13 protein-coding genes are annotated in these 10,162 nt (G+C 74.6%); 8 read left to right on the forward strand and 5 right to left on the reverse strand.

The features are described 5' to 3' along the window. The first annotated feature begins 68 nt into the window (after positions 1–68). Complete coding sequence (locus tag IH44_RS0136850) at positions 69–590, forward strand: YbhB/YbcL family Raf kinase inhibitor-like protein (protein WP_030464203.1); 522 nt, start codon at positions 69–71, stop codon at positions 588–590. A 12-nt stretch (positions 591–602) separates the two neighbouring features. Here IH44_RS0136850 and IH44_RS0136855 read toward each other — a convergent pair whose 3' ends face one another. Next, positions 603–1,097: an FBP domain-containing protein gene (locus tag IH44_RS0136855; RefSeq protein ID WP_030464204.1), complete on the reverse strand. Its 495-nt coding sequence runs from the start codon at positions 1,095–1,097 to the stop codon at positions 603–605. A gap of 112 nt (positions 1,098–1,209) precedes the next feature. On the opposite strand from IH44_RS0136855, the gene IH44_RS0136860 reads away from it, so the two are divergent. Then, the gene (locus tag IH44_RS0136860) at positions 1,210–1,719 is read left to right on the forward strand and encodes a histidine phosphatase family protein (RefSeq protein ID WP_030464205.1); all 510 of its coding nucleotides are present in this window, start codon (positions 1,210–1,212) and stop codon (positions 1,717–1,719) included. A gap of 27 nt (positions 1,720–1,746) precedes the next feature. Continuing rightward, the gene (locus IH44_RS0136865) at positions 1,747–2,340 is read left to right on the forward strand and encodes a hypothetical protein (protein WP_030464206.1); all 594 of its coding nucleotides are present in this window, start codon (positions 1,747–1,749) and stop codon (positions 2,338–2,340) included. A 108-nt stretch (positions 2,341–2,448) separates the two neighbouring features. Here the strand turns inward: IH44_RS0136865 and IH44_RS43425 are convergent, their stop codons facing one another. Continuing rightward, positions 2,449–3,564 carry a PD40 domain-containing protein gene (locus tag IH44_RS43425; protein ID WP_030464207.1) on the reverse strand — a complete coding sequence of 372 codons (1,116 nt, stop codon included), beginning with the start codon at positions 3,562–3,564 and terminating at the stop codon, positions 2,449–2,451. Positions 3,565–3,830: 266 nt separating this feature from the next. On the opposite strand from IH44_RS43425, the gene IH44_RS0136875 reads away from it, so the two are divergent. Continuing rightward, on the forward strand, positions 3,831–4,628 hold the full coding sequence (locus IH44_RS0136875) for a VOC family protein (RefSeq protein WP_030464208.1): 798 nt from the start codon (positions 3,831–3,833) through the stop codon (positions 4,626–4,628). 3 nt (positions 4,629–4,631) lie between these two features. Further along, complete coding sequence (locus tag IH44_RS0136880) at positions 4,632–5,153, forward strand: DinB family protein (RefSeq protein ID WP_030464209.1); 522 nt, start codon at positions 4,632–4,634, stop codon at positions 5,151–5,153. Between the two features lie 7 nt (positions 5,154–5,160). Here the strand turns inward: IH44_RS0136880 and IH44_RS0136885 are convergent, their stop codons facing one another. The 3 genes from IH44_RS0136885 to IH44_RS0136895 form a co-directional block, all read right to left on the reverse strand. Further along, a complete protein-coding gene (locus IH44_RS0136885; protein WP_232795242.1) occupies positions 5,161–6,660 on the reverse strand; it encodes an amidase in 1,500 nt (499 codons plus the stop codon). Between the two features lie 67 nt (positions 6,661–6,727). Further along, on the reverse strand, positions 6,728–7,108 hold the full coding sequence (locus IH44_RS0136890) for a MerR family transcriptional regulator (RefSeq protein ID WP_035957462.1): 381 nt from the start codon (positions 7,106–7,108) through the stop codon (positions 6,728–6,730). After that, positions 7,105–8,091 carry a YafY family protein gene (locus tag IH44_RS0136895; protein WP_030464212.1) on the reverse strand — a complete coding sequence of 329 codons (987 nt, stop codon included), beginning with the start codon at positions 8,089–8,091 and terminating at the stop codon, positions 7,105–7,107. Before IH44_RS0136895 ends, IH44_RS0136890 begins: the two co-directional genes overlap by 4 nt. Before the next feature lie 146 nt (positions 8,092–8,237). On the opposite strand from IH44_RS0136895, the gene IH44_RS0136900 reads away from it, so the two are divergent. The 3 genes from IH44_RS0136900 to IH44_RS44950 form a co-directional block, all read left to right on the forward strand. Continuing rightward, complete coding sequence (locus IH44_RS0136900; protein ID WP_030464213.1) at positions 8,238–8,825, forward strand: DinB family protein; 588 nt, start codon at positions 8,238–8,240, stop codon at positions 8,823–8,825. 146 nt (positions 8,826–8,971) lie between these two features. Beyond that, the gene (locus IH44_RS0136905; RefSeq protein WP_035957463.1) at positions 8,972–9,856 is read left to right on the forward strand and encodes a sigma-70 family RNA polymerase sigma factor; all 885 of its coding nucleotides are present in this window, start codon (positions 8,972–8,974) and stop codon (positions 9,854–9,856) included. A 135-nt stretch (positions 9,857–9,991) separates the two neighbouring features. Continuing rightward, positions 9,992–10,162, forward strand: a 171-nt coding sequence (locus tag IH44_RS44950; protein WP_157852594.1) for an NAD(P)H-binding protein, incomplete at its 3' end; no start/stop codon positions are given.

The following is a 10,162-nucleotide window of genomic DNA, read 5'->3' on the forward strand; positions in this document are numbered from 1 at the left end:
GGGGGGGCGGGGGTGGGGTCCGTAGACTGCCGGGGAGGTTGGGACTGCTTCGATGGGGATGGTGAGTGATGGCCGCGCGCATTCCGCTTTCGTATGACTTCTTGCCGCCGGTGCCGGCGTTCGAGGTGCGCAGTGCGGATCTGGTGGACGGTGGGGTGATGCCGGACGCGCAGGTGTACGGGGTGGGGAACGTGTCGCCGGAGTTGTCGTGGGCGGGGGCTCCGGAGGGGACGCGGTCGTTCGCGGTGACGTGTTACGACCCGGACGCGCCGACGGGGGCGGGGTGGTGGCACTGGCTGGCGGTGGACCTGCCGGCGGAGACGGCGGGGTTGGCGCGGGGGGCGGGGGCCGATGACGAGGGGCTGCCGGGCGGGGCGTTCCACGTGCGCAACGACTTCCCGGGGCATCGGTACGACGGGGCGGCGCCGCCGCCCGGGCCGGCGCACCGGTACGTGTTCGTGGTGCACGCGCTGGACGTGCCGACGCTGGGGGTCGGGCCGGACACGCCGGCCGCGCAGGTGGGGTTCAACCTGACGGCGCACGCGCTGGGGCGGGCCGTGCTGACGGTGGAGTACCAGTCGGCGCCGTGAGGTGAGGGGGCGTCAGGCCAGGACCTGGCGGAGGAACGCCGTCAGGTTCGCGGTCGTCCGGGCGATCTGCTCTTCGAGCGGGAGGGACTCGTCCGGGCGGCTGGTGGTGGCGGTGCGGCGCAGGCCGCGGACGTAGAGCGAGCAGGCCAGGTCGGCGCAGAGGTAGGTGCCGACCGAGTTGCCGTCCCGGCCGGCGGCGCCGGCCCGGGGGGCGGTGAGCAGGGAGACGCCGCTGCCCGCGTGGGCGGTGATGCAGACCGAGCAGACGTTGGTGCGGGTCAGGCTGCGCTTCACGTTCGGTGAGCGCAGGGTGATGCCGACCGGCCGGTCGTCGAGCACGGCGACCAGGTAGGCCCGGTCGGGGGCGCCGAGGTCGCGCCAGCCGAGGAAGTCCAGGTCGGGCCAGCGGCGCTCGGCCAAGTCCCGCGGGACGGGGAGCCGCTTGGCCTCGCCCTTGGAGCAGTTGACGAAGGACGCGCGGATCTCGGACTCGGTCAGGGCACGCATGCCCCGACGGTAACCGGGCGGGAGCGGGGGTGTCGTCCGGTTTTCCGCCGGTATCGGCGGCGGCCAGCGCGTCCCCGGGCCGGGCCGTGCGCGGGCGGGCCACACTGGGGGGATGACGGAACAGCGGCGGTTGATCGTGCTGCGGCACGCCAAGGCGGACTGGCCGGACGTCCCGGACGAGCTGCGGCCGCTGGCCGAGCGCGGCCGGGCCGACGCGGTGGCGGCCGGGCGGTGGCTGGCCGAGCACGGGCTGGTGCCGGACCGGGTGCTGTGCTCCACCGCGGTGCGCACCCGGCAGACCTGGGAGCTGGCCGAGCCGGAGCTCGGCGGCGCGCCCGAACTCGTCCTGGAGCCGCGGGCGTACCGGGCCGAGGCGGGTGAACTCGTGGAGCTGCTGCGGGAGTTGCCGCCGGTGGTGCGCACCGTGATGCTGGTCGGGCACCGGCCCGAGGTGCAGGGGCTGGTGCTGGAGCTGGCCGGGGAGGGGGCGGGCGAGGCGCTGGAGCGGGTGCGGGAGAAGTTCTCGACGGCCGGGGTGGCGGTGCTGGAGGTGCCCGGTGAATGGGGGCAACTCGTGCCGGGACGTGCCGAGTTGGTCGATTTCGCGGTGCCGCGCGGCTGACCGGAGGGGCGTGATAGGGATGGGCCCATGCGCTTCGACATCGTTCCCAAGCCGCCCGCGGTGGCGGCCCGCCCGCGTGACGAACGGGGCTACCCGGTGCCCGCGATCACCCCGTGGGAGGAGGGGAAGCCGCAGTTCGCGCTGACCGACCACGAGCGGTCCGCGGCCTGCGCCCGGGAGCGGCTGTGCTCGGTGTGCAACACGCGGATGCCGCGCGGGACGGTGTGGCGGGTGGTCGGCGGGACGGAGGCGGCGGCGATCGGCGAGGCGCTGGCGGCCGGCCGGCCCTACCGGAACATGGCGCCCACCCTGGAGGGGCCCGGCCACCGGGCGTGCATGCTGTACGCCTCGATGGTCTGCCCGTACCTGGCCCGGTCGAACGCCCGCCGCCGGGTGTCGGCCGCGCCGGACGAGGAGGCGGACGGGCTCACCGCGCACGTGCTGCGCGGGGCGGCCCGGGGGGAGCTGGGCGCGGTGGTCGGCTTCGCCGAGTACGAGTACGCGATCACCCCGGACCGGGTGCTGTTCCGCTTCCTCGATCCGGTCGAGTGGCTGCCGCACGACAACGCCGACCAGCAACTGCCCAATTTGGAAGCAGAGTTGGCGCGGATCGTGGAGTAGCACAGAGGAGCCGGACCGGACGGCCGGGCCGTCCGGTCCGGCGGGTGGGAGTCCCGGTCCGCGGACCCTGAATGCGCGGACCGGGACGGTGCGGCGGGGTGGTCCGGCTCAGCCGCGGTAGGCGGGCAGGCCGGCGGTGTCGGAGACCTTGGTGGGGGTGCCGCCCTTGGCCGGGACGGTGTAGATGCCGTCGGGGGCGCGGAAGGCGACGGTCTTGCCGTCGGCGGAGAAGACCGGCTCGGTGTAGTCGGTGGTGGCCTTCGGGGTGAGGTCGTGCTCCGGGCCGTCGTAGCCGCCGGTCTTGGTGAACAGGTGGTCGTGGCCGTCGACGGAGCGGACGAACACCAGGTCGCCCTGGTCGGACAGGTCGGGCTGGGCGCCCTTGGTGACGGCGCCGCCCTGCTGGCGCAGGTAGTCGTCGCGGAGGTACACCTGGCCGTCGTTCCGGTTGGCGTAGGTCGAGGAGCCGTAGCGCCCGCCGCCGTTCGGCCACAGGTTGCCGGTCTCCGGGAGCGGCTTGGAGTCCTGGTCGCTGAAGACGCCCAGGGAGAGCTGCGCCGGGGTGCCGCCCTTGGAGGGGACGGTGAGCAGCCGCAGGGTGCCGTGGTCGTCGGCGGTGAACTGCAGGTTGTTCTTGGGCTGCAGGTACATGGCGGCGTCGTTCTCGCTGGGGACGAAGACCTGCCAGGTCGGGTGGGACCAGGTGACGCCGGAGGGGGCCTTGGCGACCAGGACCTTGTGGCTGCCGTCCGGGTCGGAGGTCTCCAGGTTGCCGTCGCCGTCGACGAAGGCGGCGCGCTTGCCGTCCGGGGACCAGGCCAGGTCGCGGACCACGGTGCCGAAGTCGACCGTCCGGCCGTCCATCACCACGTAGCGGGTGCCGTTGCTGATGGTCAGCCCGGTGCCCTTGGTGAGGTTGAGCGCGGCCTTGGTCGGCGTGGCCGACGGCTGCTTGGCGGGGGTGGTCGGGGTGGCGGTCGGGGTGGCCGCGGTGGAGGGGCTCGCGGGGGCCGACGGGGTGGCGGAGGTGCCCGGGGTGCCGGTCGCGGTCGGGGCGGCGGTCGGGGTGGCCGTGGCGGTGCGGCTCGGGGCGGTGGTGGTGGGCTGAGCGCCGGCGGTGTCGCCGGACGGGTCGCAGGCGGTCAGCAGCAGGGCCGAGCCGGCGGTGACCGCGGAGACGAGGGCGACGGCGGAGGAGCGGCGGAGGCGGGCGCGCACGGACATGGATGGTTCCCCCCAGGAACGGTGGTCGGTGGTGTGCGGTGGGTCGGCCCCCGCCGGTTCTTGCGTTCCGTCGTCCGGGGCGATGACTCAAGTTTGGCGGCCCAATGACCCCGCAGGGTGCGCGAATTGTCACTGCGGGGCAACAGGCGTTCGGGTACGGCCGAGCGCGTCGCCGGGCGTCCGCCGGGAGCACTGGTTAGCGTGGCAGGGAACGTGCTTTCCCCCGGGGCGGCGCCCCGGGGGCCGACGGCGGAGGGAGCCGCAGCATGGCAGCGCAACCCGAGGGCACACCCGTCTGGGCGGACGCGATGTTCGCCGACCCGAAGGGCGCCGAGGCGTTCTACGGCGCGGTGCTGGGCTGGACGTTCGGCGAGGCCGCGTCCGAGTTCGGCGGCTACACCCAGGCGTCGAAGGACGGCAAGGCGGTCGCCGCGATCGTCCCGCCGCCGCCCGGGCAGGAGGACCGCTCCGCGTGGGTGCTCTACCTGGCCACGGTTGACGCGGAGGCCGCCGCGGAGCGGATCCGGGCGGCCGGCGGCACGCTGCTGATGGAGCCGATGAAGGTCGGCGACTTCGGCTCGATGGCGATCGCCCGGGACCCGGCGGGCGTGCTGTTCGGCGTCTGGCAGGCCGACCGGCACCAGGGCTTCGAACTGCGTGACGCGCCCGGCAGTTACGGCTGGGCGGAGGTGTTCACCCGGGACACCGCCGCGGCCAACTCCTTCTTCCCGCAGGTGTTCCCGTACCGGGTGCGGAAGATCGTCGACGACAAGGTGGACTACAGCGTCCACACTCTCGGCGACACGCCCGCGCTCGGCGTGATGGGCATGGGGCCGGACGTGCCGTCCCAGGTGGCGCCGTTCGTCAGCGTCTACTTCGTGGTGGACGACTGCGACGCGGCGGCCGGGCGGGTCGCGCAGGCCGGCGGGCAGCTGGTGTTCGGGCCGATGACCAGCCCGTTCGGGCGGTTCGCGTCCTTCGTCGACCCGCAGGGCGCGGCGTTCTCGCTGATCGACCCGGGCGCCGCCGAGGGCGAACCGCCGAGCACGGTGGAGGTGGCCTGAACGATGGTCGTCCCGATCACCGACCTCACCGGCGAACGCGCGGACCTGCTGGCCGCGCTCGACAAGCAGCGCGGCTTCCTGCGCTACACCGTCCGCGGCCTCACCGACGAGCAGGCCCGGCAGCGCACCACCGTCAGCGAACTCACCCTCGGCGGGCTGGTCAAGCACGTCGCCGGGGTCGAGGAGCGCTGGCTGCGGTTCGCCGTCGGCGGCGCCGAGGCGATGCACGCCGAGGGCGCGCCGCACGACGCCGACAGCTGGGCCGAACAGTTCCGGATGCTGGACGGCGAGACGCTGGACGTGCTGCTGGAGCGCTACCGGGCCGTCGCCGAACACACCGACAACCTGGTCGCCACCCTCGACCTGGACAGCGAGCAGGCGCTGCCCGCCGCGCCCTGGTTCGAGCCGGGCGCGGTCTGGAGCGTGCGCCGGGTGCTGCTGCACGTGGTCGCGGAGACCGCGCAGCACGCCGGGCACGCCGACATCCTGCGCGAGGCGCTGGACGGGCAGAAGACGATGGGCTGAGGCCCCCTCAGAGCTCGGGCTCCAGGTGGGCCCAGGGGCGGGCCGACTCCAACTGGGCGGCGAGGGCGAGCAGGGTGCCCTCGCCGCCCAGCGGCGCCACGAACTGCACGCCCAGCGGCAGGCCGTCGGGGGTGCGGTGCAGCGGGACGCTGGCGGCGGGGCGGCCGGTGATGTTGGCGAGCTGGGTGAACGGGACCGGCGCCAGGTTGGCGATCACCGCGTCCTCGTACGCCTTCGTCCGGCTGAGCAGGCCCAGCAGGCCGAGCGGTAGCAGCAGCCGGGCCAGCGCCCGGACCGCCGGCGGGGTGTCCAACTCGCCGATCCGGACCGGGGGTTGCGCCAGGGTCGGGGTGAGCAGCAGGTCGTGGCGGGTGTGGAACGCGGCGAGCTGCCGGTTGTACCGGTTCCAGCGCTGGTGGGCGGCGTAGTAGGCGGGCGCGCGCAGCCGGCGGCCGGCGGCGGCCAGCACGTGGGTGTCGAGCTCGAAGCCCGCGTTCCCGGAGCCGGTCAGGCGCTTGACCTCGTCCACGGTGGCGGCGGTCTCGGTGGCCCACATGGCCAGGAAGTCCATCGCCAGGCCGCGTTCGTCGATGCCGGTGTCGGCCTCCTCGACGTGGTGGCCGAGCTCCTCCAGCAGGGCCGCCGCGTCCGCGACGGCGGCCACCGCCTGCGGGTGCACCTCGGTGCCCAGCGGGGAACGGGTGGTGAAGCCGATCCGCAGCGGGCCGGGCGCGCGGCGGGCCAGTTCGGCGAACGGCTCGGCGGAGCGGTGCGGCAGGTACGGGCCGGCCGGGTCGGGGGCGCCCGCCAGCACGTCCAGCATCGCGGCGGTGTCCCGGACGCTGCGCGAGACGACGCCGTCGGTGGCGGCCCCGTGCAGGTGCTCGGCCGCGGCCGGACCGGCCGGGACCAGGCCGCGGCCCGGCTTGAGGCCGAACAGGCCGCAGCAGGCCGCCGGTATCCGGATCGAGCCGCCGCCGTCGTTGGCGCCCGCCACCGGGACGACGCCCGCGGCGACGGCCGCCGCCGAACCGCCCGAGGAGCCGCCCGGGGTGCGGGCGGTGTCCCACGGGTTGCGGGCCGGGCCGGTGGCCGCCGGCTCGGTGACGCCCTTGCTGCCGAACTCCGGCGTGTTGGTCTTCCCGAACACCACCAGCCCGGCGTCCAGCCAGCGCCGCACCGACTCGCTGTGCGCGGCCGCCGGGACGTCCTGCAGCGCCCGGCAGCCGCTGCCGGTGGGCAGGCCCGCATAGTCCTGGAGCAGGTCCTTGACCAGGAACGGCACCCCCGCGAACGGGCCGGACAGCTCCCCCGCCGCCCGCTCCCGGGCCTGCGCGTGCATCGGCCGGACCACCGCGTTCAGCCGCCCGCCGACCTGCTCGGCCCGACCGATCGCCACCTCCAGCAGCTCCCCGGCCGTCACCTCCCGGGCCGCCACCAGGGCGGCCAGCCCCACCGCGTCGTACCCCCGGTACTCGCCGTACTCCACCGCAACCTCCGAGATCACCCAGCCCGAGCGTGCGGCGACCCTACCGCCGGGTAGCTCCGCTGCCCAGGGGCCCGGCGACGAGGGCTCAGCCCTGGGCGAGGACGCCGCGGTAGTGGTCGATCTTGTCGCGGAGGTGGGTGCGCTGGCGTTCCAGCAGGGCGATGTGGTCGGTGACCGCGGTGTCGTGGCGTTCCAGGAGCTCGATGCGGCCGAGCAGGCTCTCGGGGCCCTCGGTGCGGGCGAGTTCGGCGTAGCGGCGCATGTCGGCGATCGGCATGCCGGTGTCGCGCAGGCAGCGCAGGATGCCGAGCCAGCCGATGTCCTCGGGGGTGAAGCGGCGGTGGCCGCTGGTGGCGCGGGTGATGGAGGTGAGCAGGCCGATCCGTTCGTAGTAGCGCAGGGTGTCCAGGCTGAACCCCGAGCGTTCGGCGGCCTCGGCGGGAGTGAGCAGCTGCGGTGTCGTCACCGGCCCGATTCTGCCCGCTCGTCGGGGCCGGTGCAGCGGGTGAAGCGTTCGCCCCAGGCGGCCAGCAGGGCGGCGAGTTCGGGCGGGGAGACGACCCGGAAGTCCACCTCCAGCGAGCCGAGGGCCATCGCGGGCCACTCCAGGGCGTCGGCGTTCATCCGCACCCGGGTGCGGCCGGGGGCGATCTCCTCGATCTCGGACCAGGCGCCGATCTTCTGCCGGACCGTCGCGGCGGGGGCGTCCACCAGGACCTCGACCCGGTGCGGGCGGGGCTGGCCCTGGAGGCCGGCCCGGACGAACTCGGCGGCGTCCTCGGCCGGCAGGGTGCGGGGCAGGAAGCGGGCGCCGGTGGGCTCGGGGGCGGCGAGGCGGTCGAGGCGGAAGGTGCGCCACGCCTGCCGGGTGAGGTCGTAGGCGACCAGGTACCAGCGGCGGCCGAGCCGGACCAGGCCGTGCGGCTCGGTGTGCCGTTCGGTGGCGCTGCCGTCGGCGGCCCGGTAGCGGAAGTGCAGCCGCTCGGTGTCCCGGCAGGCCAGGGCGACGGCGGTCAGGGTGTCCGGGTCGATCCGGGCGGCGGTGTCGGTCTGCCACTGCGCGGGGACGGTGACCGACCGCAGCGCCTCCACCCGGCGGCGCAGCCGGGCCGGCATCACCTGGACCACCTTGGCCAGCGCCCGCACCGACGCCTCCGCGATGCCCTCCACCGAGCCGTCCGCCGCCGCCTGCAGGCCGACGGCCAGCGCGACCGCCTCCTCGTCGTCGATCACCAGCGGGGGCAGCGCGGCGCCCGCGGCCAGCTGGTAGCCGCCGTCGACGCCGCGCCGGGCCTCCACCGGGTAGCCCAGCTCGCGCAGCCGGTCGACGTCGCGGCGCAGGGTGCGGGCGGAGACGCCCAGCCGGGTGGAGAGCTCCTCGCCCGGCCAGTAGCGATGGGACTGGAGCAGGGTGAGCAGCCGCAGGGTGCGGGCACTGGTGTCGGCCATGGTTTCCATCCTCCGGCAATTGCGGACGGAAAGTGGCCGCAATGGCCCGTAACGTGGAACACGAAGCGAGGGGGAGCGCGCAGAGCACCCGCCTCGGAGCACCTCAACGCACCGCAACGGCACCGCACTTCGGAGAGGGCGACACCATGAGCATCGAGACCACTGAGGCCGTCGAGACCGTCCGGGCCGAGGACGGTCAGTACCCCGCCGCCACCGTCGAGGGGCCGACCCCGGAGCACGCCGACCTGATCGCGGAGCTCCACGCCATCCGGCACTTCCTGCGGCTGACCGCCCGCGGCCTCACCGACGAGCAGGCCCGGCAGCGCACCACCGTCAGCGAGCTGACCATCGGCGGCCTGATCAAGCACGTCACCTCGACGGAACGGGCCTGGTCGGCGTTCATCGTCCAGGGCCCGTCCGCGATGCCGGACTTCAGCTCCTTCACCGAGGCCGACCTGCAGGCCCGGGCGGACGAGTTCCGGCTGCTGCCCGAGGAGACCCTGCTCGGCGTGCTCACCGCGTACGAGGCGGTGGCCCGCGGCACCGACGAACTGCTGCTCGGCCTGCCCGACCTGGGCGTCTCGCAGCCGCTGCCCGCGGCGCCCTGGTTCGCCCCCGGCGCGAGCTGGTCGGCCCGCCGCACCGTGCTGCACATCATCGCCGAGACCGCCCAGCACGCCGGGCACGCCGACATCATCCGGGAGTCCCTGGACGGGCAGAAGAGCATGGGCTGACGCCCCGGGCACCGTCGCGCAGAGGTCCGCGCCGCCGACAGCGGCGCGGACCTCTTCCGCGTTTCCTCCCGCCTCCGTGTCACACCCCGGGGCATCCGCCACTCTCGGGATGCAGCCGGAAGCGGAAAACGGAGGAGAGCGACGCGATGGACGAGGCCACCGAGGTGTTCACCGACCACCGGGAACTGCTGTTCTCGATGGTCTACAACCTGCTCGGCACCGTCACCGACACCGAGGACGTCCTGCAGGAGACCTGGCTCGCCTGGTCCGGCCGACACCGGTCCGCCGAAGCCGGACCGGTCCTCCACCCCCGCGCCTACCTGGTGCGCACCGCGGTCAACACCGCACTCGCCCGACGCACCGAGATCAGCCGGCGCCGCGAGAGCTACTTCGGGCCCTGGCTGCCCGAACCGCTCGTCGCCCCGGCCGAAGAGGACCCGGGCGAACGCGCCGAAGCCGTCTCGATCGCCCTGCTGGTCGTACTGGAGACGCTCACGCCGCTGGAACGCGCCGTGTTCGTGCTGCACGAAGTCTTCGGATACAGCCACCCGGAGACCGCCGGGATCCTCGGCCGCACCCCCGCCGCCGTCCGCCAACTCGCCCACCGGGCCCGCGAACACGTCCGCGCCCGGCGCCCCCGCTACCGGGCCGACCCGGCGGTCCGGCGCCAGGCCACCGAACGCTTCGCCGCCGCCGTCGGCGGCGGGAACCTCGACGCGCTCCTGCAACTGCTCGCCCCCGACGTCACCCTCTGGGCCGACGGCGGCGGCAAGGCGACCGCCGCGGGGGCCCGCCCGGTGCACGGCCGCGAACAGGTCGCCCGACTGCTCATCGGCGGCTCCACCCGGGCCCCGCAAGGCATCCGGGTCCAGTGGGCCACCACCAACGGCGACCCGTCAGCCGTCCTGTTCGTCGGCACGGCACCGTTCGCGGTGCTGGTGCTGGACCTGTCGGCGGACGGGGGACAGGTCACGGACATCTACTTCGTGACCAACCCGGACAAGCTCGCGCGGGTGGGGGAGGAGGGCTGAGAGCGATGGGTGGTGGAAGGGGAGGAGGGGTGGGAGTGCGGCTGCGCCGCGGGCTCCGGTGAGGGGCGAGTGGGGGCGGTAACTGTGGTGTTCGGTAGTGGAATTGGCGAGTGATCGGGACGACGGGAGAAGACGATGAAGCTGACTGTGGTGGCTGCCAGCGGGGGGATCGGGCGGCAGTTGTTGGAGCAGGCGGTGGGGGCCGGGCACGAGGTGACGGCGGTGGTGCGGGATCCGGGGAAGTTGGGGGACGTGGGGGTCCGGGTGGTGCGGGCGGATCTGGCGCGGGCCGGGGCGGGGGAGTTG

It is taken from the genome of Kitasatospora sp. NRRL B-11411, assembly GCF_000721345.1.
GTDB lineage: Bacteria > Actinomycetota > Actinomycetes > Streptomycetales > Streptomycetaceae > Kitasatospora > Kitasatospora cineracea.